The organism is Pseudomonas sp. YQ_5 (genome assembly GCF_043103305.1).
GTDB lineage: Bacteria > Pseudomonadota > Gammaproteobacteria > Pseudomonadales > Pseudomonadaceae > Aquipseudomonas > Aquipseudomonas putida_Y.
Window position 1 is genome coordinate 1 of record NZ_JBICJS010000095.1, and the last position, 26,966, is coordinate 26,966.

General features: G+C 61.8%; 25 protein-coding genes and 1 pseudogene. 16 read left to right on the forward strand and 10 right to left on the reverse strand.

The window, feature by feature from the left end:
• Window positions 1-73 precede the first annotated feature (73 nt).
• Window positions 74-946, reverse strand: coding sequence for a carbon-nitrogen hydrolase family protein (locus tag ACF8EA_RS20865; RefSeq protein WP_084850650.1), 873 nt, complete (start codon window positions 944-946; stop codon window positions 74-76).
• Window positions 943-1,533, reverse strand: a complete 591-nt coding sequence (locus tag ACF8EA_RS20870; protein ID WP_003255235.1) for a GNAT family N-acetyltransferase — start codon at window positions 1,531-1,533, stop codon at window positions 943-945. The genes ACF8EA_RS20865 and ACF8EA_RS20870 overlap by 4 nt, the downstream gene beginning before the upstream one ends.
• A gap of 115 nt (window positions 1,534-1,648) precedes the next feature.
• Between ACF8EA_RS20870 and ACF8EA_RS20875 the strand changes: the two genes are divergently transcribed.
• The gene (locus ACF8EA_RS20875; RefSeq protein WP_021781812.1) at window positions 1,649-2,047 is read left to right on the forward strand and encodes a nuclear transport factor 2 family protein; all 399 of its coding nucleotides are present in this window, start codon (window positions 1,649-1,651) and stop codon (window positions 2,045-2,047) included.
• Window positions 2,048-2,077: 30 nt separating this feature from the next.
• On the opposite strand, the gene ACF8EA_RS20880 is transcribed toward ACF8EA_RS20875, so the two are convergent.
• The 7 genes from ACF8EA_RS20880 to ACF8EA_RS20910 all read right to left on the reverse strand — a co-directional run bounded on the left by ACF8EA_RS20880 (window position 2,078) and on the right by ACF8EA_RS20910 (window position 7,790).
• A complete protein-coding gene (locus tag ACF8EA_RS20880) occupies window positions 2,078-2,656 on the reverse strand; it encodes a DJ-1/PfpI family protein (RefSeq protein WP_252460157.1) in 579 nt (192 codons plus the stop codon).
• Between the two features lie 51 nt (window positions 2,657-2,707).
• Complete coding sequence (locus ACF8EA_RS20885; protein ID WP_021781810.1) at window positions 2,708-3,865, reverse strand: phosphatidylserine/phosphatidylglycerophosphate/cardiolipin synthase family protein; 1,158 nt, start codon at window positions 3,863-3,865, stop codon at window positions 2,708-2,710.
• A 1-nt stretch (window position 3,866) separates the two neighbouring features.
• Window positions 3,867-4,448 (reverse strand): YceI family protein, encoded by a 582-nt coding sequence (locus ACF8EA_RS20890; RefSeq protein ID WP_392523119.1) that lies wholly within the window; start codon window positions 4,446-4,448, stop codon window positions 3,867-3,869.
• Window positions 4,449-4,492: 44 nt separating this feature from the next.
• Window positions 4,493-4,789 (reverse strand): hypothetical protein, encoded by a 297-nt coding sequence (locus tag ACF8EA_RS20895; RefSeq protein ID WP_021781808.1) that lies wholly within the window; start codon window positions 4,787-4,789, stop codon window positions 4,493-4,495.
• Window positions 4,786-5,865, reverse strand: a complete 1,080-nt coding sequence (locus ACF8EA_RS20900; RefSeq protein ID WP_021781807.1) for a serine hydrolase — start codon at window positions 5,863-5,865, stop codon at window positions 4,786-4,788. The genes ACF8EA_RS20895 and ACF8EA_RS20900 overlap by 4 nt, the downstream gene beginning before the upstream one ends.
• A 108-nt stretch (window positions 5,866-5,973) precedes the next feature.
• Window positions 5,974-6,534: a response regulator transcription factor gene (locus ACF8EA_RS20905; protein WP_003255244.1), complete on the reverse strand. Its 561-nt coding sequence runs from the start codon at window positions 6,532-6,534 to the stop codon at window positions 5,974-5,976.
• Window positions 6,534-7,790, reverse strand: a complete 1,257-nt coding sequence (locus ACF8EA_RS20910) for an ATP-binding protein (RefSeq protein ID WP_021781806.1) — start codon at window positions 7,788-7,790, stop codon at window positions 6,534-6,536. The genes ACF8EA_RS20905 and ACF8EA_RS20910 overlap by 1 nt, the downstream gene beginning before the upstream one ends.
• Window positions 7,791-7,992: 202 nt before the next feature.
• Here ACF8EA_RS20910 and ACF8EA_RS20915 point away from each other — a divergent pair, with 202 nt between their 5' ends.
• The 15 genes and pseudogenes from ACF8EA_RS20915 (at window position 7,993) to ACF8EA_RS20985 (ending at window position 25,218) form a co-directional block, all read left to right on the forward strand.
• A complete protein-coding gene (locus tag ACF8EA_RS20915; protein WP_021781805.1) occupies window positions 7,993-8,709 on the forward strand; it encodes an SIMPL domain-containing protein in 717 nt (238 codons plus the stop codon).
• A 388-nt stretch (window positions 8,710-9,097) separates the two neighbouring features.
• Window positions 9,098-10,723, forward strand: coding sequence for an ABC transporter substrate-binding protein (locus tag ACF8EA_RS20920; protein ID WP_275966927.1), 1,626 nt, complete (start codon window positions 9,098-9,100; stop codon window positions 10,721-10,723).
• A 144-nt stretch (window positions 10,724-10,867) separates the two neighbouring features.
• The gene (locus tag ACF8EA_RS20925; RefSeq protein ID WP_279934870.1) at window positions 10,868-12,460 is read left to right on the forward strand and encodes an ABC transporter substrate-binding protein; all 1,593 of its coding nucleotides are present in this window, start codon (window positions 10,868-10,870) and stop codon (window positions 12,458-12,460) included.
• A gap of 228 nt (window positions 12,461-12,688) precedes the next feature.
• Window positions 12,689-14,068 (forward strand): OprD family porin, encoded by a 1,380-nt coding sequence (locus ACF8EA_RS20930; protein WP_021781802.1) that lies wholly within the window; start codon window positions 12,689-12,691, stop codon window positions 14,066-14,068.
• Between the two features lie 78 nt (window positions 14,069-14,146).
• Window positions 14,147-15,757, forward strand: coding sequence for an ABC transporter substrate-binding protein (locus ACF8EA_RS20935; protein ID WP_392523121.1), 1,611 nt, complete (start codon window positions 14,147-14,149; stop codon window positions 15,755-15,757).
• Window positions 15,758-15,848: 91 nt separating this feature from the next.
• Window positions 15,849-16,859, forward strand: coding sequence for an ABC transporter permease subunit (locus ACF8EA_RS20940; RefSeq protein ID WP_021781800.1), 1,011 nt, complete (start codon window positions 15,849-15,851; stop codon window positions 16,857-16,859).
• Window positions 16,860-16,869: 10 nt separating this feature from the next.
• On the forward strand, window positions 16,870-17,796 hold the full coding sequence (locus tag ACF8EA_RS20945) for an ABC transporter permease subunit (protein WP_009685150.1): 927 nt from the start codon (window positions 16,870-16,872) through the stop codon (window positions 17,794-17,796).
• A gap of 10 nt (window positions 17,797-17,806) precedes the next feature.
• A complete protein-coding gene (locus ACF8EA_RS20950) occupies window positions 17,807-18,775 on the forward strand; it encodes an ABC transporter ATP-binding protein (RefSeq protein ID WP_010952089.1) in 969 nt (322 codons plus the stop codon).
• Window positions 18,775-19,743: a peptide ABC transporter ATP-binding protein gene (locus ACF8EA_RS20955; RefSeq protein ID WP_275966925.1), complete on the forward strand. Its 969-nt coding sequence runs from the start codon at window positions 18,775-18,777 to the stop codon at window positions 19,741-19,743. Before ACF8EA_RS20950 ends, ACF8EA_RS20955 begins: the two co-directional genes overlap by 1 nt.
• A gap of 552 nt (window positions 19,744-20,295) precedes the next feature.
• Window positions 20,296-20,721: an Imm26 family immunity protein gene (locus ACF8EA_RS20960; RefSeq protein WP_392523122.1), complete on the forward strand. Its 426-nt coding sequence runs from the start codon at window positions 20,296-20,298 to the stop codon at window positions 20,719-20,721.
• 71 nt (window positions 20,722-20,792) lie between these two features.
• Window positions 20,793-21,002 (forward strand): annotated as a pseudogene (locus tag ACF8EA_RS20965) (hypothetical protein); the annotation flags it as partial.
• Window positions 21,003-21,415: 413 nt separating this feature from the next.
• Complete coding sequence (locus ACF8EA_RS20970; RefSeq protein ID WP_330508952.1) at window positions 21,416-22,240, forward strand: nuclear transport factor 2 family protein; 825 nt, start codon at window positions 21,416-21,418, stop codon at window positions 22,238-22,240.
• Window positions 22,241-22,304: 64 nt separating this feature from the next.
• Window positions 22,305-23,711, forward strand: coding sequence for an FAD-binding oxidoreductase (locus ACF8EA_RS20975; protein ID WP_103463229.1), 1,407 nt, complete (start codon window positions 22,305-22,307; stop codon window positions 23,709-23,711).
• A 33-nt stretch (window positions 23,712-23,744) separates the two neighbouring features.
• On the forward strand, window positions 23,745-24,086 hold the full coding sequence (locus tag ACF8EA_RS20980; protein WP_014589771.1) for a cupin domain-containing protein: 342 nt from the start codon (window positions 23,745-23,747) through the stop codon (window positions 24,084-24,086).
• A gap of 52 nt (window positions 24,087-24,138) precedes the next feature.
• Window positions 24,139-25,218, forward strand: coding sequence for a polyamine ABC transporter substrate-binding protein (locus tag ACF8EA_RS20985; RefSeq protein ID WP_103463230.1), 1,080 nt, complete (start codon window positions 24,139-24,141; stop codon window positions 25,216-25,218).
• Window positions 25,219-25,335: 117 nt separating this feature from the next.
• Here the strand turns inward: ACF8EA_RS20985 and ACF8EA_RS20990 are convergent, their stop codons facing one another.
• On the reverse strand, window positions 25,336-26,919 hold the full coding sequence (locus tag ACF8EA_RS20990; RefSeq protein WP_021781794.1) for a peptide chain release factor 3: 1,584 nt from the start codon (window positions 26,917-26,919) through the stop codon (window positions 25,336-25,338).
• Window positions 26,920-26,966: the final 47 nt, after the last annotated feature.

Here is a 26,966-nt window from a genome sequence, read left to right on the forward strand (position 1 = left end):
GTTCAGCGCAAGCCAGAAGGCTACGCGTTTGACTGTGGGAGCGGGCTTGCCCGCGAAGAGACCGCCACAGTCATCACAGGACTCTCTCGAACTGCTCCGGCCAGTCCCGCCAGGTAAACACCTGCCCTTCCTGCCTCACCCGCCGTACTTCCTCCAAATCCACTTCACACACCAGCCACTGGCTGCAGTCCGGGTTCAACTGCTCACTCAACGCCACCACCCCATCCCCTGGCATCCCGTGATCCGGCGGCACGAACAGGCCTGCCCGGCCGATATTCTCGTCCAATGCCGGTGACCACGGCGCCACCCCCACCGTAGGGCTCTGCAACACGGCAATCTGGTTCTCCAGAGCGCGCGCCTGGGCGCCAATACGCACCCGGTGGTAACCGGCCTCGGTATCGGTACAACTCGGCGCCAGAATCAGGTCGGCACCGCACTCGGCCAGGCGGCGGGCCAGCATCGGGAACTCGTTGTCGTAGCAGATCAGGATGCCAAGCCGCCCCAGTTCGGTTTCGAATACCTGCAACCCCTGGCCTGCAGCAATATCCCACTGCTCGCGCTCGAAGCGGGTCATCATCAGTTTGTCCTGATAACCCAGCACACCTTGGGGGCCGAACAGCCAGGCACGGTTGCGGTAGCGGCCATCGTTGTCCAGCACCGGCACACTGCCCGGTTGCAGGTAGATCCCCCAGCGCCGGGCAAGGCTCTCGCACAACGCTTTCCAGGGTTCGATCAGCGGCTGGATGCCGGCAATCGAAGCCTTCAGGTCTTCCCGCTGCCCGGCATTCAGCTGGCCGCTCAGCACCAGCCCGGCGTACTCCGGCAACAGCAGCAAGCGTGCCCCTGCCTCCACCGCTTCGGCGCACAGGCCTTGCAGGTGGTCGGCGTAGGCGTCCCACGTCTCATGCAGCTCGATGGCGTACTGGCAGGCCGCCAGGCGGATCATATCGGCAGTGCCTTGAGCCAGAATGACATCAGCTTGTCAGAGCTTTCCTGCTCGTCCAGGTCGCGCCAGGCGTAGGTGGTGCGCAGCGACGGGTCGTGCAGGAAGCCGCGGTTGCGCCAGAAGCCGTGCAGGGGTTTGTACTCTGCTGGTCGTCGCGGGTGTGCACCAGGCCGTTCGACCGCGCAGAACGCGCAATAATCGAACTCGGCCAGTTTGTGTGCGTAGGACTCGCGCTCGATGAAGAAGCGAACCCCCAGGCCCTGACCGCGGTATGCCGGCAACACCAGCGACTCACCGAAGTAGTACACACTGGCCGGGTCGCGCCCCTGGGCCAGGAATGGCTGCTGGAATTCGGGCGCGACGTCCACCAGCGGCAGGCCGGTAGAAGCGCCGACCACTTTGCCGTCGTCCAGCGCCAGCACAACCAGGCTGCGCCCGGAGCGGGCATAGTTGGCCAGGTAGTCGGCCTCGTACTCCGGGGTGCCGTCGTAAAGGTAGGGGAACTCGCGGAACACAGTAAGGCGCAGGCGAGCGAGGTCATCGATGTAAGGCGCGATAGCGGCACCGTGCAACAGGCGTATTTCCATGTTTGGCGGTCGTTTTGTCGATGTGGATGACGCGCTCGGCTAAGCCGGGCTTGAGGGGAAACCCTATCATCCGAGTTAGCGACCCGCCTTTTCCCTACACGACAGGAATTGTTCCATGACCGCAACCGAACTGGTAAATGCTTACTACGCCGCCTTCAACGCGGGTGACATGCCAGGCTTTCTGGCGCTGCTCAGCGAAGACGTGATCCACGACATCAACCAGGGCGAGCGTCAGATGGGCAAGGCCAGGTTCGCCGCGTTCATGGAAAAGATGAACCGCTGCTACCGCGAGCGCCTGGCCGACATCGTGGTGATGCAGAACGCCGATGGCAGCCGCGCGGCGGCGGAGTTCACCGTACATGGCGAATACCTGGTCGATGACGAAGGGTTGCCGGCGGCAAACGGGCAGACCTATGTGCTGCCGGCGGGGGCGTTCTTCTATATTCACTGTGGCAAGATTGCCCGGGTGACCAACTACTACAACCTCAATGACTGGGTTGAGCAGGTTGCCTGAAGCAACCCGCTCTGAACTCAACCAAGCCTGTCAGACAATACGCGTGCCCAGTACTTGAAGGAACGCCGCCAGCCAAGCCGGGTGCGCTGGCCATGCCGGTGCGGTCACCAGGTTGCCATCCACATGCGCCTGGTCCACCGCGATGTCGATGAACGTGCCACCCGCCAGGCGCACTTCTGGCGCACATGCCGGGTACGCGCTGCATTCACGCCCATCCAGCACCCCAGCCGCCGCCAGCAACTGGGCACCATGGCATACCGCTGCAATCGGCTTGCCGGCCTGGTCGAACGCACGCACCAGTTCCAGCACCTTTTCATTCAGGCGCAGGTACTCTGGTGCACGGCCACCTGGAATCAGCAGCGCGTCATAACTCTCGGGCCGCACCCGCACGAAGTCATAATTCAGGGCAAAATTGTGCCCGGGCTTTTCGCTGTAGGTCTGCTCACCCTCGAAGTCATGAATCGCGGTACGCACGGTCTGCCCCGCCAGCTTCTCCGGGCACACCGCATGCACCGTGTGGCCTACCATGCTCAGGGCCTGGAACGGCACCATCGCTTCGTAATCTTCGACGTAGTCGCCCACCAGCATGAGAATTTTCTTCGCCGTCATCTCGCCCACTCCTTCGGTTAACCGTAAATAGTCACTGCACGATAGCCGTTGTCAGTCACGGCGGTCGAGGAAGTTGACCACCAACCGATCGAGCCAGCCCCAGATCCGTTGCTTGACCCTGCGCCACAAAGGCCGTGCATGCCAGTGAGCGAGATCGACTTCTTCGCTCAGGGCGAAGTCGCGCTCGAAGCTGGCCACCACCGCCGCTGTCAACGGCGGGTCCAGCGCCTCGATGTTGGCTTCAAGGTTGAAGCGCAAGTTCCAGTGGTCGAAGTTGCACGAACCGACGCTGACCCAGTCGTCCACCACAGCCATCTTCAGGTGCAGGAAGCACGGCTGGTACTCGAAAATCCGTACGCCCGCGCGTAACAGCCGCGGGTAGTAACGATGCCCGGCGTAGCGTACCGAGGGGTGATCGGTGCGCGGACCGGTCAACAACAGCCGCACGTCCAGGCCCTTGCTGGCAGCCCGACGCAACGAGCGGCGCACGCTCCAGGTCGGCAAGAAGTACGGCGTGGCCAGCCATACCCGTTTCTTGCCGCTGTTCAGTGCCCGTACCAGCGCGTGCAGGATGTCCTGGTGCTGGCGGGCGTCGGCATAAGCGACCCGGCCCATGCCCTGCCCCTGCGCAGGCACCTTGGGCAGACGCGGCAGGCCAAAGCCTTCAGCAGGGCGCCAGGCGGTGCGGCGAGTGTTGGCGTGCCACTGACGGTCGAACAGCAACTGCCAGTCGCTCACCACCGGCCCCTGCATCTGCACCATCACTTCGTGCCATTCGCTGGTCGCCTCACCCGGCTTCCAGAACTCGTCGGTAACGCCCGTCCCCCCCACCACGGCCCAACGTTCGTCCACCAGTAGCAATTTGCGATGATCACGGTACAGGTTACGCAGGCCACGCTTCCAGCGCAGGCGGTTATACCAGCGCAAGTACACGCCAGCGTCCAGCAGGCGCTGACGCAACGCACTGTTGAAGGCCAATGCACCGTAGTCATCAAACAGGCAGCGCACCCGTACGCCACGTCGGGCAGCCTGCTCCAGCGCGTCCACCACCGCCTCGGCACAGGCGCCGGCCTCGACCAGGTACAGTTCCAGGTCAACCTGGAACTCGGCCCGCATGATCGCCAGGAGCATGCGCGGAAAGAACGCGGGGCCATCGATAAGCAGTTCGAACTGGTTGCCATCCCGCCAGGGGAAGACCGGCCCCGCCATGTCAGCGCGCAGTGAAGATCAGCACCGCGCTAACCGGCACCGACGGGTTGATGGACTTCAACCTGGCAAACTTGCGCAGGCTTTCCAGGCCCGGCATCAAGCCGAAATCTTCGGCGCGCAGCACCAGGGGCTCAAGGGTCACCACCTGGAAACGCCGCGCATCCAGGCGGGTGGCCAGCAACAAAACATTGTAGCGGTGCGACTGGCCATGCAGGGTGACCGTCAGCGGCAGACGCAACTCGATCTGTGCACCATCGGCCAGGTCATTGATCGGCTGCAGGTCGATCTGCGTCTTCACTGTGGCCTCGGCGAAGCGCTCGACCTCGAACAGGTTGTCGCGCATTTGCTCGTCACGCAGCGGGATACCGCTGCTTACCGAGTCCATCTCGATCCTCAACCCGGCCACACCCTTGCGGTCGACCGTGCCGTGCAGCACCAGAAAACGATGCACTTCGGCGGTATTGCCATTCTTGCCGGTAATAAACGACAGCCGTGAAGATTCGCCATCCAGGTGCCAATTGGCATGAGCGGGCAGGCACAAAGGCAGCAACAAGGCAGGCAGCAGGCGGGGCAGCTTGAACATGACAGATCTCGTGAAACCAGGCCGCCAACCTTACCCGCCTGCATTCATGGCAGCAAGCGGCAGCCCTCACGCGCGCCTTGCCAGGCCGCCTGGCTGCGCCGCCCCAGGCCTTCAGCGGTGACTTGCCGCTGCTGGCTGTTTTCCTCCAGCAGGCTCAATGGCAGCCACTGCTTCACATACCCTCGGCAGTACGCCTCGTCAAAGCCCATGACAAAGCGGCAGGAACAGTATTCCTTGGCCGAGTAGGCCGGCAGTATGCCGGGGAAGTCCGCCAGCGCCTGGCGTTCTTGCCAGGCCCAATACAGGAGCCCTGCCAGGACCAGCAGCAATAGCCGCTTCATGCCCCCTCCCCGGCCAGTGCCGCCAGCACCCGCTTGAGCAGTTCGTCGTGTCGGTAGCTGCTGTCGCGGTCATCGGCGTAGCGCACGATCACCAGCTTTTGTTCAGGCAGCACATATAACGCCTGCCCCCAGTGGCCAAGGGCGGCGAAGGTGTCTGCGGGTGCGCTGGGCCAAGGCCGTTCGGCGCCAGCCAGCGGCTGGTTGAGCCACCAGTGGCCACCGGGGGTGGCCTCGCCAGGCAGCGCTTGGGCCTGGGCAAACGGGGTACGGTTGAAGGCTACCCAGGCTTTGGGCAGCAATTGTCGGCCCTGCCAGCGCCCGTCGCGTTGCATCAACAGGCCGATACGGGCCAAATCGCGGGCACTTAGGTACAGATAAGAAGAGCCTACGTAGGTGCCTGCCCGGTCACGCTCCCATACCGCACTGCCGATACCCAACGGGGTGAACAGTGCGTCCCAGGGATAGTCGGGGTACTGCCCGGCATCGAGCATGCCGCGCAGCGCTGCGGCCAGCAGGTTGCTGTCGCCACTGGAGTAGAGGAATCGCTGACCGGGGCTGGCAGCGGCACCCCGCGCTGCCGTATAGGCAGCCATGTCTGCGCGGCCACGGGTATACAGCATGGCCACCACCGAGGATTTCAGCGGTGCATATTCATAGTCTTCCTGCCAGTCGAGGCCACTGGCCCAGTGCAGCAGGTCGGCCATACGCACACCGGGGTGGGCGCGCATGGGTGGATAGAAGCGGCTGACCGGGTCTTGCATCTGGAAGCGGCCTTCGCCCTGGGCCACGCCCATTATCGTGGCCAGTACACTCTTGCTTACCGACCAGGTCAGGTGCGCGGTGTCGGCACGGGTGGGCGCTGTGTAGCGCTCGTGGAGGATACGACCGTCGCGGATGATCAGCAGAGCGTCGGTGCGGATGCCGTTGCGCTCCGAGGGAGAGCGTGCGGGAAAGGCATAAGCGTCGACGGCCTGCCAGTCGAGGGCGGCAGGGTCGCTCTGCCACTGTGGGTCAGGCCAGTCCTCAGCCTTGACGCTACCTGCAACCATCGCAAGGATGACCAACAGTACCTTCATCGTGCTCGCCCTGATTGGGGCTGCCTTGCAGCCCTTCGCGGGCAAGCCCGCTCTCACAGTTGCAGGAGTGGATTTACCCGCGAACAGGCCAACATCATCAATGGAGAATCAGCGCCGAACCGGCCGTTTCTGCAGCTTGCGCTGCAACGTCCGCCGGTGCATGCCCAGCGCCCGCGCAGTGGCCGAGATATTGCCTTCATGCTCGTTCAGCACGCGCTGGATGTGTTCCCACTGCAGGCGATCGACCGACATCGGGTTTTCCGGCACCAGGGTATCCAGGTCGGTGTGCTCCGACAGCAGTGCTGCCAACACGTCATCGGCGTCAGCCGGCTTGCACAGGTAGTTGCAGGCACCGCGCTTGACCGCCTCCACTGCGGTGGCAATGCTCGAGTAACCGGTCAGGATCACCACGCGCATTTCCGGGTCCAGCTCCAGCAGCTTGGGCAGCAGCACCAGGCCGGAGTCGCCATCCATTTTCAGGTCCAGCGTGGCGTAGTCCGGCAGGTCCTGCTGGGCCAGAATCAAGCCCTCTTCGGCAGAGCTGGCAGTGCTCACACGGAAACCGCGACGGCTCATGGCCCTGGCCATGACCCGGGTGAAGGTGGCATCGTCATCCACCAGCAGCAGGTGCGGCAGCTCTTCGCTTTCGACCTGGTTTTCTTCGCTCATCATTCATCTCCTCGCTTGCCATAGGGCAGGCGCAGTTCGGTCAGGGTGCCACCCTGTTCATGACTATAGAGTTTCACCGAGCCGCCCGCACGGGTCACGCTGGCCTTGCTCAAGAACAGGCCAAGGCCAAAGCCTTTGCCCTTGGTGGTAATAAAAGGTTTGCCAATGGCTTCGGCAATGGCCGGCGGTACGCCAGGGCCGTGGTCGTGGATACTGATGACGATGTCCTGGGCGTCCCAGTCCAGGCGAACCTCCAGATCATCAGGGCAGGCATCGGCGGCATTGTTCAACAGGTTCAGTAGCGCCTGGGTCAGGTCTGGCGGCGGAGACAGGCGCGGCACTTTGCCGTCGCGCAGGCGCTGGAAGCGGTAGCTGGCTTCCGGGCGCATCAGGTGCCAGCGGTTGAGCGCCTCGTCCAGCCAGGCAGTCACATCCTGCTCCACGATGGCCAGGCGTCGGTTGGCTTCGGCTGCGCGCACCAACTGTTGCAAGGTCTCTTTGCACAGCTTTACCTGGTCCTGGAGGATCTGCAGGTCCTCCTGCAACAGCGGGTCGGTGTGGTCCTGGCGCATTTCGTTGATCAGCACGCTCATGGTCGCCAGCGGCGTACCCAGCTCATGGGCGGCGCCGGCGGCCTGGGTCGCCACTGCCAGCAGTTGCTCGTCGCGCAGGCTCTCTTCACGCCGCTCTGAACGCAGCTGTTCCTGGCGGCGCAGCTCTTCGGCCATGCGCGCGGCAAAGAAGGTGATCACTGCGGCAGCCAAGGCAATGCTCAGCCACATGCCGTAGACCTGCATCTTGTCCCGCGCCATTGGCAGCCCTTCGAGCGGGTAGAACTGCACCAGCAGCAAACTGTAGGCCGTCAGCGCAATACCCGACAGGATCAGCGAATACAGCCACGGCAAGGTCACCGCAGCGATCGCCAGCGGCACCAGGTAATACGACACGAACGGGTTGGTCGAGCCGCCGGAGTAATACAGCAAGGCGCTATGGATCAGCAGGTCACAGGCCAGCTGCAGGGCGTATTCCATTTCGGTGACGGGCAGCGACAGGCGCAGGCGCAGGGCCGTGAAGGCACACAGCAGCGAAGAAAGGGCCAAGGTGCCGGCCAGCGACAGCCAGGGCAACGGCAGCAGTTCGGTCCAGTAGGCAACGCCCACCGAGCCGGCCTGGGCAGCCAGGACCAGGACCCGAATAAGGGTGAGGCGCCAGAGGTTCTGGCGGGTAGCGGACAACGGTTGTACGGCGGCGAGCATGAGCTCTCCTGATGAGTGCTCCAGAAAAATCGGCTGGAGTATACCGAAGCCGGGCGCCTCGCTGCAGCGATGCGGCAAAGCGCCACACTTTGTCACAGGTTCATGATGGCACTTTTGAACCCACTACACTGTTGCCGGTCCGATGGGCCATGCGTGGAATGGAAGTCCAGCCCCCACGCCTTTCAATGCCAAGGAGTATCACATGCAAATCCCACGTCGCGGCGCCGCCCTGATCATGTCTTGTGGCCTGCTCGCCAGCCTGCCGGCACTGGCCGCCGATGAACCGCGTTTCAACCAGGTATCGCTGCGGGCCGAAGTCAGCAAGGAAGTGGCGCGCGACCTGATGGTCGTGACCCTGTACAGCGAAGCGCAGAACAGCGACCCGGGCAAGCTCGCCAAGCAGATCACCGAAACCATGAACAAGGCCGTGCAGCAGTCGCGCCAGGTCAAGGACGTGAAGATCAGCCAGGGCAGCCGCAACAGCTACCCGGTATACGACAGCAAGGGCCAGAAGATCACCGGCTGGCGCGAACGCGCCGAGCTGCGCCTGGAAAGCGCCAACTTCCCGGCCTTGTCCCAGCTTACCGCCGATCTGTTGCAAGAGCTGAAAATGGGCGGCATGGACTTCTCCATCGCACCCGCCACGCGCAAGGCCAGCGAGGATGCACTGCTCAAGGATGCGGTCGATGCCTTCAAGGCTCGCGCGCAACTGGCGACTGAAGCGCTGGGTGGCAAAGGCTACAAAGTGGTCAGCCTGAACCTCAACAGCAGCGGTTACCCGCGCCCGTACTTGCGTAGCGCGCCGATGGCGATGAAGGCCATGGGGGCTGATGAAGCAGCACCCGCGCCGGATATCGAGGCGGGCACCAGTGAAGTGAGCATGAACGCCGATGGCCTGATCGAAGTGCAGATGCCATAAGGCGCCCACGCATCATCTGTGGGAGCGGGTGGGCTCGCGAACTAGACACTGCGGTGGATGGCACGGGCTTCGCCCGTGTCCGCGGGTAAACCCGCTCCTACAGGTGACCGCATCAATTTCACGATTTTCGGAAGTTTCCTACGCACCACATAGGTGCCTTCCTACATTCTTGCCCATCCGAAATATCGCGCAAAACGCCATCATCGCGCCTACGCAAACGTTTAACTTCGCCAAAAGTTATATCGATGCGACATCCATGTACGGACGTTCCACTTTTCTGGCGCCAACTATCCTCCTACCTGTTGCATTGAGAACAGCCCCTGCATAAGTATCCGCAGGTCGGCTCACGAGGCCACCTCATCCAAAAAATGACAACAATGAGGCCACCATGCTCAAACACGCAGTCATTCCGTTCCTGCTGGGTGCAGGCTTGCTCAGCGGCGCACCGTCGGCCGTTGCCGCATCCAACCTGGTGTTCTGCTCCGAAGGCAGCCCGGCCGGCTTCGATCCGGGGCAGTACACCACCGGGACCGACTTCGACGCCTCGGCAGAGACCGTGTTCAACCGCCTGACCCAGTTCGAGCGCGGCGGCACTGCGGTCATCCCGGGCCTGGCAACCAAATGGGAGGTGTCCGACGACGGCAAGACCTATACCTTCCACCTGCGCGAAGGGGTGAAGTTCCACACCACCGACTACTTCAAGCCCAGCCGCCCGTTCAACGCCGACGACGTGCTGTTCACCTTCAACCGTATGCTCGACAAGGACAACCCGTTCCGCAAGGCGTACCCCACCGAGTTTCCATACTTCACCGACATGGGCATGGACAAGAACATTGCCAAGGTGGAGAAACTTGACGAGCACACGGTGAGGTTCACCCTCAACGAGGTTGACGCCGCGTTCATCCAGAACCTGGCCATGAGCTTTGCCTCGATCCAGTCCGCCGAATACGCTGACCAGCTGCTCAAGAACGGCAAGGCCGCCGACATCAACCAGAAGCCGATCGGCACCGGCCCGTTCGTGTTCAGCAAGTACCAGAAGGACGCGCAGATCCGCTTCAAGGGCAACAAGGACTACTGGAAGCCCGAGGACGTGAAGATCGACAACCTGATCTTTGCCATCACCACCGACGCCTCGGTGCGCATGCAGAAGCTTAAAAAGAACGAGTGCCAGGTCACCCTGTTCCCACGCCCGGCGGACATCGAGCCGCTAAAAGCCGACAAGAACCTGCAAATGCCGCAGCAGGCCGGTTTCAACCTCGGCTACATCGCCTACAACGTGATGGACAAGATCAAGGGCAGCAACGAGGCCAACCCCATGGCCCAGCTGAAAGTCCGACAGGCGCTGGACATGGCCGTGGACAAGAAAAAGATCATCGAGTCGGTGTACCAAGGCGCCGGCCAGTTGGCGGTCAACGCCATGCCGCCCACGCAGTGGTCCTATGACGACAGCATCAAGGACGCCGCCTTCGACCCCGAGAAAGCCAAGCAACTGCTCAAGGAAGCCGGCATCAAGGAAGGCACCGAAATCACCCTGTGGGCCATGCCCGTGCAACGCCCGTACAACCCCAATGCCAAACTGATGGCCGAAATGCTCCAGGCCGACTGGGCCAAGATCGGTATCAAGGCGAAGATCGTCAGTTATGAATGGGGCGAATACATCAAGCGCTCCAAAGGCGGCGAGCAGGGTGCGATGCTGATTGGCTGGAGCGGTGACAATGGTGACCCGGACAACTGGCTGGGTACCCTCTACGGTTGCGATGCCGTCGATGGCAACAACTTCTCCAAGTGGTGCTACAAGCCCTACGACGACCTGATCAAACAGGCCAAGGCCACGTCCGACCAGGCCAAGCGCACCGAGCTGTACCAAAAGGCGCAGCACATCCTCAAGGAGCAGGTACCGATCACCCCGATCGCCCACTCCACTGTCTACCAACCCATGAGCGCCAAGGTGAAGGACTTCAAGATCAGCCCGTTTGCGCTGAATTCCTTCTACGGCGTAAGCGTGGACAAATAGGCTGACCGTGGCACCCGCTGAGCGGCGGGTGCCCCCTCCTTGCCACCCTTTCATGTCGTCCTGCAGCTATCCGCTGCGGGGTCGGCTAACTGTTGCCGCCATTCGCACCCCAAGGCGGCGCAAACAGATGAAAAAGGAACTGCCATGTGCTTCGCCAAACGCCTTTCGACCCTGCTGGCCCTGGGCCTGATCAGCCAATCCCCGGCCGTTTTGGCTAACAATCTGGTGTTCTGCTCCGAGGGCAGCCCAGCTGGCTTCGACACCGCTCAGTACACCAGCGCCACCGACAACGACGCCGCCGAACCCATCTACAACCGCCTGGTCGAGTTTGAACGTGGCGGTACCGCCGTGCACCCGGCCCTGGCGACCCGCTGGGAGGTGTCCGACGACGGCCTGCGCTACACCTTCCACCTGCGTGAAGGGGTCAAGTTCCACAGCAACAAGGCCTTCAGCCCGAGTCGCGCGTTCAACGCCGACGATGTGCTGTTCACCTTCAACCGCATGCTCGACAAGGGTCATCGGTTCCGTCAGGCCTACCCTACCGAATTCCCCTATTTCATCGGCATGGGCCTGGACAAGAACATCGCCCGCGTCGAGAAGATCGACCCGATGACCGTGGTGTTCACCCTGAACACGGTCGATGCCGCGTTCATCCAGAACCTGGCCATGAGCTTCGCCTCCATCCTCTCCGCTGAATACGCCGAGCAGTTACTGGCCAGTGGACGCCCCAGCGACATCAATCAGCAGCCTATCGGTACCGGGCCGTTCGTGTTCCAGCGCTACCAGAAGGATTCGCAGATTCGCTACAAGGGCAACAAGGACTATTGGGCAGCGAACGAAGTGAAGATCGACAACCTGGTGTTTTCGATCAATACCGACCCCTCGGTGCGCATCCAGAAGCTGCGCCGCAACGAATGCCAGGTCACCCTGCACCCGCGCCCGGCCGACCTGCCGGCGCTCAAGGCCGACAGCACGCTGCAGGTGCTTCAGCAACCAGGCTTCAACCTCGGCTACATCGCCTACAACACCCAGCACCCGCCGTTCGACCGCCTGGAAGTGCGCCAGGCAATGGACATGGCGGTTAACAAGAAAGCCATCATCCAGGCGGTGTATCAGGACGCCGGCCAACTGGCGGTCAATGCCATGCCACCGACCCAGTGGTCCTATGACGACAGCATCAAGGACGCCCCGTACGCGCCGGAAAAGGCCAGACAGCTACTCCAGCAGGCGGGTGTCGAACCTGGCACCGAGATCACCCTGTGGGCCATGCCGGTGCAGCGCCCGTACAACCCCAATGCCAAGCTGATGGCCGAAATGCTCCAGGCCGACTGGAGCAAACTCGGGTTCAAGGTGCGCATCGTCAGCTACGAATGGGGCGAATACCTCAAACGCATGAAAAACGGTGAGCACGACGTCGCCCTGATCGGCTGGACCGGAGACAACGGCGACCCGGACAACTGGCTGGGCACCCTATACAGCTGCGATGCCATCGGCAGCAACAACTACTCGCAGTGGTGCGACCCGCAGTACGACAGCCTGGTCAAGCAGGCCAAGCAGGTGACCGACCGTACCCAGCGCACCGCCCTCTACCAGCAGGCCCAGCAGCGGCTCAAGCAGCAGGTACCGATTACCCCGGTGGCGCATTCCACAGTGAACCAGCCGCTTAGCGTCAAGGTTTCCCAGTTCAAGGTCAGCCCGTTTGGGCGCAATGATTTTTCCGGTGTGAGTGTTGATTAAGCGTTAGCCAGTTCCGGCCTCTTCGCGGGCAAGCCCGCTCCCACAGGATCTCGACAGGTTCGGACACTGCGCCCTGCCTGTGGGAGCGGGCTTGCCCGCGAAGAGGCCAGTACGGCCAACACAACACCCCGATTCTGCCCGGTGATCCCGCGGCAACCCTGGCAACACAGCAGCAATCACCCGGCCCACAAGGCCGGCCATAACTAGAAAAGAAAGGGAGCTTTAACCTTGAAAGTATTCACCTTGACCGCACTGGCGTTATCCATCAGTGCCTTTTCCACTGTGGCCCAGGCAGATCCGCAGAGCCAGGACTACCTCCCGCTCACCCTCAAAAGCACCAGCGAGCAAGCGCAAGCCAGCGGCTTCATCGACGGCCAAAGCCTGTCCGGCAGCACCCGCAACTGGTATGCCCGCGAACGCGCCGCACGCGCGCCGCTGTGGAAGTACTACAAGAACGACGGCACCCGCCACGACACCCACAGCCGTGAAAACTGGGTACAGGGCACCATCCTCAACTACAGCTCCGGCTTCACCCAGGGCACCGTGGGCTTCGCCGTCGAGGCCGCCGGCTACAACGCCATCGCCCTGCAGCAGAGCCGCGAAGCCATTGCCGGCCCCAACAACCGCACCCTCACCCACAGCGATGGCGACCCCATCGGCCAGTGGAGCAAACTGGGCCTGGGCAATATCAAGGCGCGTGTGTCCAACACCACCCTTACCCTCGGCCGCCAGTCGGTGGACACGCCGATGATCGCCTACATCGGCAACCGCGCCCTGCCCTCGAGCTTCCAGGGCGCATTCCTGCACAGCGCCGAATTCGACAACCTCAGCATCGACCTGGGTACTTTCGACCGCGTCTCGCCACGTACCGAACAGAGCCTCAGCAAGTTCCGCAGCGAGTACAGTGCCACCGGCGTGGAAACCGACCGTGCCAGCACCGCCGGCATCAACTACCAGCCGTTCAAGAGCCTGAGTACCAGCCTGTACGCCACCAAGGTCGACGACTTCTGGAACCAGTACTACTTCGGCGCCAACCATGTGCTCGGCGACAGCGCAGTGCTCAGCCTGAGCACCGGCCTGAACTACTACAAGACCGTCGACGCCGGCAGCCAGAAAATGGGCAAGATCGACAACGACACCTACAGCCTGTCACTGGGCCTGACCCATCAGGCCCACACCCTCAGCGCCTCCTGGCAGCAGGTCAACGGCAACGAGTACTTTGACTACCTGCACGAAACCAACGGCATCTTCCTGGCCAACTCGCTGCTGTCGGACTTCAACGGCCCCAACGAGAAATCGCTGCAGATTTCCTACGTGCTGAACATGGCGCCCTACGGCGTGCCTGGCCTGAAGTTCAACCTTTACAACGCCCGCGGCTGGGGTATCGACGGCACCCACTACCGTGGCACTGCCTACGACGTGAATGGCCTGGATGGCGAAACCCACTACGAGTGGGGTATCGGCACCAGCTACGCGCTGCAGAGCGGGCCGCTGAAAGACACCAGCATCCGCGCCACCTACACCACCCATCGCGCCAGCAAGGCACAGGGCGATGGCAGCCTGGATGAGTTCCGCGTGGTCACCACCATTCCGTTCAACATTCTCTGACCGTCGGCGCCCTGGCCCGTTTCGCTGCGGGCCGGGGCGGCTACGCTGGAACCAATGCAAGCAGGGAGTTTTCAACACATGCACAGTGCTTTCATGAAATCGCGGCCGTTGCGCCTAGCCCTGGTCGCGCTGCTTCTGGGCGGCGCCACGCAACTGGCGGCCAAACCGCTGGTGGTGTGTACAGAAGCCAGCCCGGAAGGGTTCGACGTTGTTCAGTACACCACTGGGGTCACCTTCGATGCCTCGTCCGAAACCCTGTTCAACCGCCTGGTCGACTTCAAGCCCGGCACCACCGATATCCAGCCGGCCCTGGCCGAGCGCTGGGACATTTCAGCCGACGGCCTGACCTACACGTTTCACCTGCGCCACGGGGTGAAGTTCCACAGCACCGAGTACTTCACCCCTACCCGTGAATTCAACGCCGACGATGTGCTGTGGAGCCTGCGCCGCCAGTTCGACCCCGCCCACCCATGGCACGACAAGACCAGCGTCGGCTACCCGTACTTCGAAAGCATGGCCTTCAGGCAGCTGCTCAAGGCGGTGGACAAAACCGACGACCACACGGTGGTGATCACCCTCACCCGCCCGGAAGCGCCGTTCCTGCGGGACATGGCGATGGGGTTCACCTCGATCTACTCCGCCGAATACGGCGACCAGTTGCTCAAGGCCGGCAAGACCGCAGAGCTGAACAGCAAGCCGATCGGCACCGGCCCGTTCATCTTCCAGCGCTACAACAAGGATGCGCAGGTCCGCTTCAAACCTAACCCGGATTACTTTCGCGGCAAGCCGCCAGCCGACGCCCTGATATTCGCCATCGCTACCGATAGCAACGTGCGCCTGCAGAAACTGCGCGCCAACGAGTGCCAGGTGGCGTTGTACCCCAAACCGGAGGACGTGCCTTCGATAAAAGCCGACGCCAACCTCAAGGTCGCAGAGACCGAAGCGTTGGTCACCGGCTATATCGCCATGAATACCCAGCACAAATACCTCAACGACGTGCGCGTACGTAAAGCCATCAACATGGCCTTCGACCGCCAGACCCATGTTGACCAACTGTTTGGCAAAGGCAACGCGCTGGTGGGGGTAAACCCCTACCCACCCACCATGATCGGCTACAACACCCACAACCAGAACCCATCGCGCGACCTCGACAAAGCCCGCGCCCTGCTCAGGCAGGCCGGTGTACCCGAGGGTACGGTAATCACCCTGTTCACCCGCAACGGCGGCGGCATGACCAACCCCAACCCGCGCCTGTCGGCCGAAATGCTGCAAGCCGACCTCAAGCAGATCGGCCTGAAGCTGGATATCCGCGTAATGGAATGGGCCGAGATGCTACGCCGCGCCAAGCAGGGCGAAGCCGACCTGGTGTCAACCGGCTGGGCAGGCGACAACGGCGACCCGGACAATTTCCTTGGCCCGCTGCTCAGTTGCGAGGCGGCCAAGAACGGTGAGAACTACGCGCGCTGGTGCAACTCGAAATTCCAGGAGCTGATCACCCGTGCCCGCGAGGTGATCGACAACGACGAGCGTGCAAGGCTCTATAACGAGGCATTGAAAGTGTACGATGACGACCAACCCTGGATCAGCATGGCTCATCCAAAGATGTTCACCGCCATGCGTGACAACGTGGAGGGCTACGTGATCAGCCCTCTGACCAACAATAACTTCGCCACGACCAAGGTGAAGTAGAACAACAACGACCGCCGGCACCCCACAGGGGGACCGGCGGCACTGCCGTAGCGGGCTGATCGCCCCACGGCCTGATGAGGTAACCCCGACAATGTTGAGTTTTATTGCCCGGCGCCTTGGCCTGCTGATACCGACCTTTTTCGGCATCACCTTGCTGACCTTCGCGCTCATACGCCTGATCCCCGGCGACCCGGTGGAAGTGATGATGGGCGAGCGCAGGGTCGACCCCGAAATGCATGCCCAGGCCATGGAACGCCTGGGCCTGAACAAGCCACTGCCGGTCCAGTACCTGGACTACGTCGGCAAACTTGCCCAGGGTGACCTTGGCGAATCGCTGCGCACCCGCGAAAGCGTGTGGCGCGAGTTCCTCACCCTGTTCCCGGCCACCCTTGAACTGGCCTTCGCCGCCCTGCTGTTCGCCGGCATCGTCGGCCTGCTGGCCGGGGTAATCGCCGCACTCAAGCGCGGTTCATTGTTCGACCACGGTGTCATGGGCATATCACTGGCCGGCTACTCGATGCCGATTTTCTGGTGGGGCCTGATCCTGATCATGTTCTTCTCGGTAAGCCTGGGCTGGACCCCGGTATCCGGGCGCATCAACCTGCTCTACGACATCGAGCCGAAAACCGGCTTCATGCTCATCGATACCCTGCTCAGCGATGAAGAGGGCGCGTTCAAGGACGCAGTGATGCACCTGATCCTGCCGGCCATCGTGCTCGGTACCATCCCGCTGGCAGTGATCGCCCGCATGACCCGCTCGTCGATGCTCGAAGTGCTGCGTGAGGACTACATCCGCACCGCCCGCGCCAAAGGCCTGTCGCCGGCCCGCGTGGTGTTCGTGCACGGCCTGCGCAATGCGCTGATCCCGGTGCTGACCGTGTTCGGCCTGCAGGTCGGCACGCTGCTGGCCGGTGCAGTGCTGACCGAAACCATCTTTTCCTGGCCGGGCATCGGCAAATGGCTGATCGAAGCCATCGGTGCCCGTGACTACCCCGTGGTCCAGAACGGCATCCTGTTGATCGCCTGCCTGGTGATTCTGGTCAACTTCGTCGTGGACATCCTCTACGGCCTGGCCAACCCACGCATCCGTCATCAGCGCTGAGGCCTTTGCCATGACTAGCCCAATTCCAAAATCCGTGTCGCCGGCCAGCCCGGTGGACCAGAGCCTGCTTTACCCCTCCCCGTACAAAGAATTCTGGCAAGCCTTCGCGCGCAACAAGGGCGCGGTAATGGGCCTGGCCTTCATGTGCCTGGTTGTGTTCTGCGCGCTGTTCGCGCCTTGGGTCGCCCCGCATGACCCGAGCGAGCAGTACCGCGACTTCCTGCTGACCCCGCCGGTGTGGCTGGAAGGCGGCACCTGGCAGTTCATCCTGGGCACCGACGAACTGGGCCGTGATCTGCTTTCGCGGCTGATTCAGGGCGCACGGCTGTCGCTGCTGATCGGCCTGTCCTCAGTCGTGATGTCACTGATTCCGGGCATTCTCCTTGGGCTGCTGGCCGGCTTTTTCCCGCAGTTGCTCGGCCCGTCGATCATGCGCCTGATGGACGTGATGCTGGCCTTGCCGTCGCTGTTGCTGGCCGTGGCCATCGTCGCCATCCTCGGCCCTGGCCTGATCAACACCGTGATCGCCATCGCCATCGTCTCGCTGCCCTCTTATGTGCGCCTGACCCGCGCCGCGGTGATGGGTGAACTCAACCGCGACTACGTCACCGCCGCACGCCTGGCCGGTGCCGGCCTGCCACGGCTGATGTTCGTCACCGTGCTGCCCAACTGCATGGCCCCGCTGATCGTGCAGGCCACCCTCAGCTTCTCCTCAGCCATCCTCGACGCCGCCGCACTGGGTTTCCTTGGTCTCGGCGTACAGCCGCCAACCCCCGAGTGGGGCACTATGCTGGCTTCGGCCCGAGACTACATCGAGCGCGCCTGGTGGGTAGTGAGCCTGCCTGGCCTGACCATTCTGCTCAGTGTGCTGGCAATCAACCTGATGGGCGACGGCCTGCGCGACGCGCTGGACCCGAAACTCAAGAACGCCGCCTGAGGAGAACGCCATGTCACTGTTGCAGATCAACAACCTGAACGTGCGCTTCGGCGACGCCAATGCAGTACCGGTGGTGGACGGCCTGGACCTGAAAGTCGACGCTGGCGAGATCCTGGCCATCGTCGGCGAGTCCGGCTCGGGCAAGTCGGTCACCATGATGGCCCTGATGGGCCTGATCGACGCTCCCGGGCGCATCACCGCCGACTCACTGACCTTCGACGGCACCGATATGCTCAAGCTCAGCGGCCGTCAGCGGCGCAAGGTGGTGGGCAAGGACATCGCCATGGTCTTCCAGGACCCGATGACCGCGCTCAACCCCAGCTACACCGTGGGCTTCCAGATCGAGGAAGTGCTGCGCCAGCACTTGGGCCTAAAGGGCAAGGCTGCCCGCCAGCGTGCTCTGGAGCTCTTGAAGAAGGTCGAGATTCCGGCCGCCGAAAGCCGCCTGGACGCTTACCCGCACCAGCTGTCAGGCGGCATGAGCCAACGTGTGGCGATTGCCATGGCCATTGCCGGCGAGCCCAAGCTGCTGATCGCCGACGAACCGACCACGGCCCTCGACGTGACCATCCAGGCTCAGATCATGGAACTGCTGGTCAACCTGCAGAAGGAGCGCAACATGGCGCTCATCCTGATCACGCACGACCTCGCCGTGGTCGCCGAAACCGCCAGGCGGGTGTGCGTGATGTACGCCGGCCAAGCCGTGGAAGTCGGCCAGGTGCCAGAACTGTTCGATGTGCCCGCCCACCCTTACAGCGAAGCCCTGCTCGCCGCGATCCCCGAGCACAGCATTGGCGCCGAACGCCTGGCCACACTGCCTGGCATCGTCCCCGGCCGCTACGACCGCCCGGTCGGCTGCCTGCTGTCACCACGCTGCCCCTATGTACAGGACAATTGCCGGCGCCAGCGCCCGCCCCTCGACCCACAGGCCCACAGCCTGGTGCGTTGCTTCTACCCGCTGAATCAGGAGGTGGCGTGATGGCCGTCGTACTTACCGCACGGGAGCTGACCCGGCATTACGAAGTGTCCCGCGGGCTGTTCAAGGGCCACGCGCTGGTACGCGCGCTCAATGGCGTGTCGTTCGAACTGGAGGCCGGCAAGACCCTGGCCGTGGTCGGCGAGTCCGGCTGTGGCAAGTCGACCCTGGCCCGCGCCCTGACCCTGATCGAAGAGCCTTCGTCCGGCTCGCTGCAAATTGCCGGCACCGAGGTGAAGGGCGCCAGCAAGGCAGAGCGCAAACAACTGCGCCGCGATGTGCAGATGGTGTTCCAGAGCCCCTACGCCTCGCTCAACCCACGGCAGAAGATCGGCGACCAACTGGCCGAACCGCTGTTGATCAACACTTCTCTGAGCAAGGCCGAGCGCCGCGACAAGGTGCAGAAGATGATGGAGCAGGTCGGCCTGCGCCCCGAGCACTATCAGCGCTACCCGCACATGTTTTCAGGCGGCCAGCGCCAGCGCATTGCCCTGGCACGGGCGATGATGCTGCAACCCAAGGTGCTGGTGGCGGACGAGCCAACCTCGGCGCTGGACGTGTCGATTCAGGCGCAGGTGCTGAACCTGTTCATGGATCTGCAGAAGGAGTTCAACACCGCCTACGTGTTCATCTCGCACAACCTGGCGGTGGTACGGCATGTGGCGGATCAGGTACTGGTGATGTACCTGGGGCGGCCGGCGGAGATGGGGCCGAAGGAGGACATCTACGCGAAGCCGCTGCACCCGTATACCCAGGCGTTGCTGTCGGCGACACCGGCGATTCATCCAGACCCGTTGAAGCCGAAGATTCGCATCGCCGGGGAGCTGCCCAACCCGCTGAGCCCGCCGGATGGGTGCGCGTTTCACAAACGCTGCCCGTATGCGACCGAGCGGTGTGCCAAGGAGGTGCCGGCGCTGAGGCAGGTGAGTACGCGGCAGGTGGCTTGTCACTATGCCGAGCAGTTTCTCTAATCTTGTGAGGTGATTCGCGAAGGGGACGAGAAAGCCGATGAGGCTGCCGGGGTAGTGTGAACTGCTCCAGGCTTCGGTCCCCTTCATCGAAACGTAGATAAGGAATGATGCGTTACTTAGCTGAGTGCAATGAGTCCAACAACTACGACTTTTCTGACAGGCGCCTCTGAAACTCAAAAAATACAGACTTCGTGCGCAAAGCCCCTCCCCTCCCTGCAACCCAGAACACTCCTGGGACAGGATGCCACGGCCCGCTTAGGTGTGTATGCTGCGACTCCAGGGAAGTCTAACTTGCAGCAGCACGTGATTTTTGACAACAATCTGACCAAAGCTGAGGCCGAATTCTTAGAGCAAAAAATCATGTATCTTAATGGAGGTGCGCTGTCGACCAATGAGGTTACAAATTTATTGAATAGCATCAGGTCGTATAGCTCCTCCAATCCTAATGCTTCAATTTATGACGTGGCCGGACATAACCCTAGTTGGGGACGTTGTACTATCTGACGCTTTGACCAAGATGAAGGCGCTAGGCTTATGACAAGAGTAAAACGTATGCAAGCGGGTGACTATTTTTCTATTCCGATGGAAGACGGTAGATTTGCAATCAGCCAAATAATTTGGCTTGGCGCAGAAAGCAAGGAACAAAAATTTAAGAAGGTATTTGCTTTCGCTGTGGTGTCTATCAGCAGTAGCGAGGAGGTGCCTGAGGATGCTAGATATTTAGTATTCAAAGATCACAGAGGAAGCTTTACGGTAATGTTTACGGCTGTAGATAAACTGAAGGCGGGTGAGTGGCCTATTTTACAGCACAGTGTGGTTTCTGATTCCGCGTTGAAAGATTTTGAATTTAATATGGCGGGCACTCTTTATCGGCGCGGAAGCCCAGTTAGGAATCTAGCAATTGAAGAGTACCAAAATCATATATTGATGAGTGTTTCTGGTTTTGCTTTGGTCGAAAAATTTTTGCAGCAGCACTGAGCAATTACGCAGCTTGCCAATTACTTTTGTTTTTAATAAAACATTATAAAAATAGCGAGCTTTTCACGTACACCGAGGGCGGCCACTACATCCTGCAGACCCTCGACAATCTGTTGTTCTACTTCGGCGAAGTGCCAGACACCAACACCGAAGTGCCGCTGCAACGCATCGAGAACGTCCTCGGCCACTTCCTTCACTTCACTCGCCCCCCCAACGGCACACTGACCGACATCAAGCGGGTGGTGAACAACAAAGTGGTGGAAACCCTCACCCAGTACCAGTTGCTGGCCAGATAACTGAGGGCTTTGCTCAGGGCATTCCGCGACGTTACCTGCGGGTGCGGTTTTCTCCAAGCCTACAAAATATGGGGATTCGACTATGTTCGCGCTTGCCTGCCTTGAACATGCCTTTTGTAGCGAAGAGTTGTAGCAAAAGGGCCGCAAAGCGCGGCCCCCAAAATCTCAATGCATAAAGAACCAGATCAGAATGATCACCGGAATCGGCACCCCAATCATCCAAAGCAGTATCGAGCGCATGGCCTTTCTCCTTGTTCGATGGTGACAAGAAAGGTGCAGCCGCCATGCCACTTGTATCAAAAAACTACATTCATAAAAATCAAAGGCTTACCCTTCACGCCGCCTGAGCAAACCGTGCAATATGCAGGATCCACGCCCTTGCACCTGGGTGTTCTGCAATGCACTATCCAACCATGATCGCCACCACCCTCCCCGACGGCCCCGAGCAAACGCCGCTTACCGCCGAAATCGTGCTGCGCTACCACCTCTGCTGGAAGCACCGCGACCTCGACGGTGTCATGGCGCTCTACCACCCCGATATCCAGTACCACGACTTCTTTCAGAACCGCGTGCTCGGCCACCAGGAACTGCGCGACTACGTACGCGCCTGCCTGCCCCATGAAGCCGGCGAGGACATCGTCCACAGCGACCGCATCCGCGTCGATGGCTGCACCGCATTCATCCAGTATCAGGTCACGGTCCAGGGCGGTGACGGCCTGGTTGCGTTCCAGTCCAGCGAGGCGATCACCGTCAGGGACGGGCTGATCTGGCGGGTCAACGAATACGCCACGCTGGTCCGCCAGAACGGCACAGGCCACGCCAACAGCGGCCCGCGCCCCGCCACCAGCCGCCTGGGCCTGTCGCCCCGGCAGTTGTCGACCATGGCCCAGGACCTGGAGCACTACTTCCAGCGTCAACGCCCCTACCTCGACCCGGAGCTCGACCTGCAACAGGTCGCCGACGCCAGCGGCTACAGCCGCAACCAGATTTCCTACCTGCTCAACCAGGTGCTGGGGCAAAGCTTCTACCGCTACGTCAACCAGGCACGCCTGCAGCACCTGATGGCCAGCCTCGGCGATGATAGCGTCGAGGCGACGATCGACGAGCTGGCCTTCAGTGCCGGCTTCAACTCGCTGTCGGCGTTCTACAAGTGCTTCCGTGAGCACACCGGGCTCACGCCCAAGGCCTACCTGAAGCAAATTTCCCTGCGTGCACGCACGTAAGACAGCTGCCCGCTGACACCACTACGATCGCCCACAGACCTTGACGGATGTGGAGCCGAACCCGATGCAACCCCTGCGCACGCTCAGCCTGTGGATGGACCAGCTCGACGAGCCGCTGTGCGCGCGCCCGGCACTGCGCAATGACCTCGACGTTGACGTGTGCATCATCGGTGCCGGCTATACCGGCCTTTGGACCGCGTACTACCTCAAGCGCCAGGCACCCCAGCTGAACATTGCGGTGATCGAAGCCCAAATCGCCGGCTTCGGCGCCTCCGGCCGAAATGGGGGCTGGCTGATGGGCAACCTGCTAGGCGAAGACCGCCTGCTCGGCACCCTCTCGCCGCAACAGCGCCGCGCCAGCATCGACCTGCTGCACGGCATCCCTGATGAAGTGCATCGCGTGTTGCAAAGCGAAGGCATCGACTGTGACTACCGCAAAGGCGGCGTGCTGTATTGCGCGGCGCGCTACCCGGAGCAGGAACGCAGCCTGCGCGCCTACCTCGACGACTTGTATCGCCAAGGCATGACCGAGGACGACTACCGCTGGCTGAGCCCCGAGCAGTTGGGGAGCCAACTGCGGGTCAGCAATGCGTTTGGAGCCATTTACAGCCCGCACACGGCGACCATCCAGCCAGCCAAGCTGGTGCGCGGCCTTGCCCGGGCAGTGGAGGCGCTGGGCGTACCGATCTACGAAAACACCCCGGCCATCGACTGGCAGCCGAGCGAGGTGCGTACCCCGCTGGCACAGATTCGCTGCCAGTGGATGGTGCCTGCCGTGGAGGGTTACGCCGCCAGCCTGCCGCCACTGGGCAAACACCAATTGCCGGTACAGAGCCTGCTGGTGGCCACCGAGCCGCTGCCGGAGGCTACCTGGGAGCAGATTGGCCTGAGCCAGGGCCAAGCCTTCAGTGAAAGCAGCCGCCAGGTCACCTATGGCCAGCGTACCGCCGACAATCGCCTGGTCTTCGGTGCCCGCGGTGGCTACCGCTTCGGTGGGCGCCTGCGCGAAAACTTCAACCTCGACGAACATGAAATCGAACTGCGCCGCTACCTGTTCAGCGAACTGTTCCCGCAGCTCAAACAGGTACGCATCACTCATACTTGGGGCGGCAACCTGGGCATGGCGCGACGCTTCCGCCCACACATGCTCTGCGACCGCCAGCGCGGCATCGCCCTTGCCGGCGGCTACGGCGGCGAAGGCGTGGGGGCTACCAACCTGGGTGGGCGCACCCTGGCGGCGCTGATCCTCAACCAGCACAACGAACTGACAGCACAACCCTGGGTGCTCGACAACCGCCCGCTATCGAGCCTGGCCAGCTGGCCCCCCGAGCCCTGCCGCTGGCTGGGCTACAACGCGATCATCCAGAGCTTCGTCCACGAGGACCGGACCCTCGCCAACCCCGCCAGCGCGCCGTGGAGGCGGCGCCTGGCCATATCGCTTGCGGACTTCATGGAAGGCTTCATGCACTGACTTCCCTTATCACTCGTACAGGATCCACCGGTCATGAGCATCACCCAGTTCAAGAACACCGAATTTGCCGTGCTCGACAGCTCCAACCCGGTCGCGGTACCGCTCGGCGAACCCGTGGCAGTCACGTCAGTCACCTGCGTGGAGCGCAGCGATGGCGTCGAAACCGGCATCTGGGAATGCACCCCAGGGCGCTGGCGGCGGCAGATCGTGCAACAGGAGTTCTGCCATTTCATCAAGGGCCGCTGCACGTTCACCCCCGACGGTGGCGAGCCCCTGGTCATAGAAGCCGGAGACGCATTGATGCTACCGGCCAACAGCACCGGCACCTGGGACATCCAGGAGACCGTGCGCAAGACCTACGTGCTTGTTTTCTGATCCGCTGATCGCCTGCCTTCGATAACAACAGACAAAGCAAGGTAAACCCGACATGCGCACCTTCCTCCTCGCCCCTCTGATGCTGGCCGCCAGCGTGGCCAGCGCCGCTGAAACGGTGAAGATCTACAACTGGTCCAGCTACGTGGCCCCCGATACGTTGAAGAACTTCCAGCAAGCCAGCGGCATCGTGCCCACCTACGACGTGTACGACAGCAATGAAACCCTCGATGGCAAGCTGATGACCGGCAATTCCGGCTACGACGTGGTGTTTCCCTCCAACCATTTCATGGCCCGGCAGATTCAAGGCAAGGCCTTGAAGCGCCTGGACAAGTCGCAGCTGCCTAACTGGCACAACCTCAACCCGGTGCTGCTAAAGGCGCTGGAGGTGAACGACCCGGGCAACCAGTACGGTTTCCCGTACCTGTGGGGCAGTACCGGCATTGGCTACAACATCGACAAGGTCAAGGCAGTGCTCGGCGGCAACGCGCCCGTGGATTCCTGGGACCTGATCTTCAAGCCCGAGTACATGAGCAAGCTGAAAAGCTGTGGGGTCGCGGTGCTGGACAATGGCCCCGAACTGCTGCCGATCGCCCTGCACTACCTGGGCTTGCCCCATCACAGCCAAGACCCCAAGGACTACGAGAAGGCCAAGGACCTGCTGATGAAGGTGCGGCCGTACATCAGCTATTTCCACTCGTCCAAGTACACGGGCGACCTGGCCAACGGCGATATCTGCGTAGTGGTGGGGTTCTCAGGGGATGTGCTGCAGGCGAAGAACCGCGCCGACGAGGCGAACAATGGCGTGAAGGTGGGCTATTCGATACCCAAGGAGGGCGCGCCGATGTGGTTCGACATGGTCGCCATGCCCGTCGATGCGCCGGATGAAAAGGCCGGATATGCCTACATGAACTACCTGCTGCAGCCGGAAGTGATGGCCAACATCAGCAACCATGTGCAATACGCAAACGGCAACCTCAAGGCAGACGGGCTGGTGGACCCGGCGATGAAGGGTAATACGATGATTTACCCGAGCGACGAGGTGATGGGCAAGCTGTATGCGCTGGAGGCGATGCCGGCGAAGATCGACCGTATTCGTACGCGAATCTGGACCAGTATCAAAGCAGGGAACTGATTTCAGTCGTTACGACGTCCTTGTGGGAGCGGGTTTACCCGCGAATGCGGTGTTGACTCTACCGACGCATTCGCGGGTAAACCCGCTCCCACAGGGGTCAAGAGCAAGCTCTCGCGATCAGTGGTGCTCGCGGGTAGCGCGGAACTTGATGTCCGGCCAGCGCTCTTCCATCAGCGCCAGGTTGACCCGGGTCGGCGCCAGGTAGGTCAGGTGACCGCCGCCGTCGATGGCCAGGTTTTCCATGGCCTTGGTCTGGAATTCCTCGAGCTTCTTCTTGTCATCGCAGCTGATCCAGCGCGCGGACCAGACGGTGATAGGCTCGTAGGCGCACTCGACCTTGTACTCTTCCTTCAGGCGGCTGGCGACCACGTCGAACTGCAGCACGCCGACCGCACCCAGGATGATGTCGTTGCTGCGCTCAGGGAAGAACACCTGAGTAGCACCTTCTTCGGCCAGCTGCTGCAGGCCTTGACGCAGTTGCTTGGATTTCAGCGGGTCTTTCAGGCGTACGCGGCGGAACAGCTCCGGCGCGAAGTGCGGAATACCGGTGAAGCCCAGCGCCTCGCCTTCGGTGAAGGTGTCGCCGATCTGGATGGTGCCGTGGTTGTGCAGGCCGATGATGTCACCGGCAAAGGCTTCTTCCAGCTGCTCACGCTCGGAGGAGAAGAACGTCAGCGCATCGCCGATACGCAGGTCTTTGTTAAGGCGCACGTGGCGCATTTTCATGCCCTTCTCGTACTTGCCCGAGCAGATGCGCATGAAGGCGATACGGTCGCGGTGTTTCGGGTCCATGTTCGCCTGGATCTTGAACACGAAACCGGTGAACTTCTCTTCCACAGGCTCCACGGTACGCTCGTTGGCCACCCGACCAAGCGGACGCGGCGCCCAGTCGACCACGGCGTCGAGCACATGGTCGACACCGAAGTTGCCCAGCGCAGTACCGAAGAACACCGGGGTCAACTGACCATTGATGAACTCTTCCTGGTTGAACTCGTGGCAGGCGCCCTGCACCAGTTCCAGTTGCTCGACGAACGCGTCGTACTGGTCGCCCAGGTGTGCGCGGGCTTCGTCCGAGTCCAGTTTCTGGATGATCTTGGCTTCGGTGCGCTCGTGGCCGTGGCCCGGGGTGTAGACGATGATGTAGTCGCCAGTGAGGTGGTACACACCCTTGAAGTCACGGTAGCAACCGATTGGCCAGGTGATTGGCGCGGCCTTGATCTTCAGAACGGCTTCGATCTCGTCGAGCAGTTCGATCGGGTCGCGGATGTCACGGTCGAGTTTGTTGATGAAGCTGACGATTGGCGTGTCGCGCAGCCGGCACACGTCCATCAGGGCGATGGTACGCGGCTCTACACCTTTACCGCCATCGAGCACCATCAGCGCCGAGTCCACCGCGGTCAGGGTGCGGTAGGTGTCTTCGGAGAAGTCTTCGTGGCCGGGGGTGTCGAGCAGGTTGATCATGTGCTCGCGATACGGGAACTGCATCACCGAGGTGGTGATGGAGATGCCGCGCTGCTTCTCCATTTCCATCCAGTCGGAGGTGGCGTGGCGGTCGGACTTGCGCGACTTCACGGTACCGGCGACGGCAATGGCCTTGCCCATCAGCAGCAGCTTCTCGGTGATGGTGGTCTTACCGGCGTCGGGGTGGGAAATGATTGCGAAAGTGCGGCGCTTCGCGACTTCGGCGGCCTGGTTGGTCATGGGAAATCGCCTGACTGGGGGATTTGAAAGGGGCAGTATCATACCTG